The sequence below is a fragment of the Allobosea sp. P1_A7 genome (genome assembly GCF_056406775.1).
This window is the reverse complement of record NZ_JBFTZN010000543.1, coordinates 1-1,614: the sequence shown is the minus strand read 5'-3', so window position 1 is coordinate 1,614 and position 1,614 is coordinate 1. Positions and strand designations below refer to the sequence as shown.

Annotated in this window: 1 protein-coding gene; it reads right to left on the bottom strand. The window is 71.7% G+C overall.

Translation table 11 applies throughout. From position 1 onward, the window contains the following. Nucleotides 1–270: 270 nt before the first annotated feature. The coding region (locus tag AC1D34_RS37435; RefSeq protein WP_476827012.1) for an autotransporter outer membrane beta-barrel domain-containing protein at nucleotides 271–1,614 on the bottom strand (1,344 nt) is incomplete at its 5' end.

Sequence of the window (1,614 nt, the reverse complement as noted above, 5' to 3'; positions counted from 1 at the left end):
GAGAGTGATCGCCATCCTTGGCGCTGGGCCGCTCATTCTGGCGATGCGGACCTGAACGGGTCGCCGCGACTCTCGTCCAACTTCACCCGCAGACGACGCGGCGCACACCTCAGGCATCCCAATAGCGCGTTTGCACACGGCCTCGGTGGGGAGCGGCCGTTCGGCGACGTGCCGATAGCTGACATTGCGTGGCGTCGAAGCGATCATCTGGACACCATCGAGCGGCCGCGTCTCGGCCGCTCGATCGGCGCTGGCGCCGTCGCGGGTTTCTTAGAAATTCATCCTGAGCTGGGCAGTGCCGCCGACACGTTGCGTGTTCCCGGACAGCTCCGAGTCGACGCGCATGCCGAGGCTGACGGTTTGGCTGAGCTTGATATCGGCTCCCGCCGCGAGCAGCGCCGCATTGCGGTCGGGCCTGGCACCGCTCACCGCGAAGCTCGCGCCGGGCAGGCCGTTGAGCGCGGCGGTGAGGTCGGCGTCGCGCTGGTAGTAATGCGCCCAGGCGGCGCGGACGAAGCCGGTGACGGGAGATGCGCCCGCGATCAGGTTGGCGTCGAGCTGCAGGCCGAGCTCGCTGCGGCTGGTGATGTCGGTGCGCCGCGGCAGCGTCAGCATGCCGGCGGTCGCGCCCATCCCGTCGCGCTCGACCGCAGCCGGACTGTTCGCCCGCACCGCCTGGAAGGCGGCGAGCGGCGAGAGCGTCAGGCCACCCCAGCCGGCCACCGGCAGGCTCGCCTCGATCCGGCCGGACCAGGCCTGCGTCGCATAGGAGGCGGCCACGCCGGTGCGGCCCAGCGCCGGGATGGCGCGGCTGGCGGCGGTGTCGAGCCGGGCATAGCCGAGCGCGCCGGCGAGGTTGACGGAGCCAAGCGTGGTGCGGCCGTAGAGACCCGCCTGGAAGACATCGGCTTGCGCCTTGCCGAGCCCGCCCGAGAGCGAGGCACGCGACTGGCCACCCGCGACTGCGGCGCCCATGACCGTGCTGGAGCCCAGCCGGATGTCGGCGCCGACCGCGACATGTGCATCGGAGAGGTTGCGGTTGGCCGAACCCACGACCCGGTCGCCGTCGGTTCGTCCGGTCGAGCCGAAAGTCGCGCCCCAGAGCGTGAAGCGCGCCGGATCGAAGGTCGGGCGTCCCGGCCCATCCTGCCTCGATGGCAGGTCGGCTGTGAAGCCGGCCACGCCGGCAGGGCCGCCGGGCGCTCCTGAGAGCCGGCCGCTGCCCGAGCCGTCCAGCATGGTGCGCAGGAATTGGTCTGAAGCGACATGCGCCATCGCGGGCGCCGCCGTATGGACCTCGCCCGAGAGCGAGTTCACAGCCGCCGGGATCGCCGCCGCCGGCAGGTTGTAGATCCCGAACAGCGCGGACGGGTCGACGCCATTGGCCACGGCACTGTCGATGGCCGAAGCGACCGAGGCGGCGTTGCGCGGCGCTGTGACGCCGAGCGTCGGCGTCACGATTGGCGCCAGCGGCTTCGGCGTCAGCGTCAGCAGCACGTCGTTGCCGGTGTAGCTCACCGCAGTGGTGACACCGTCGCCGAAGGAGCCGGTCGTGTCGACCGGGCCGAAGCGCGTGCCGCCGAGCCCGCCCGCTGCCGAGAGCAGCGTGTAGGG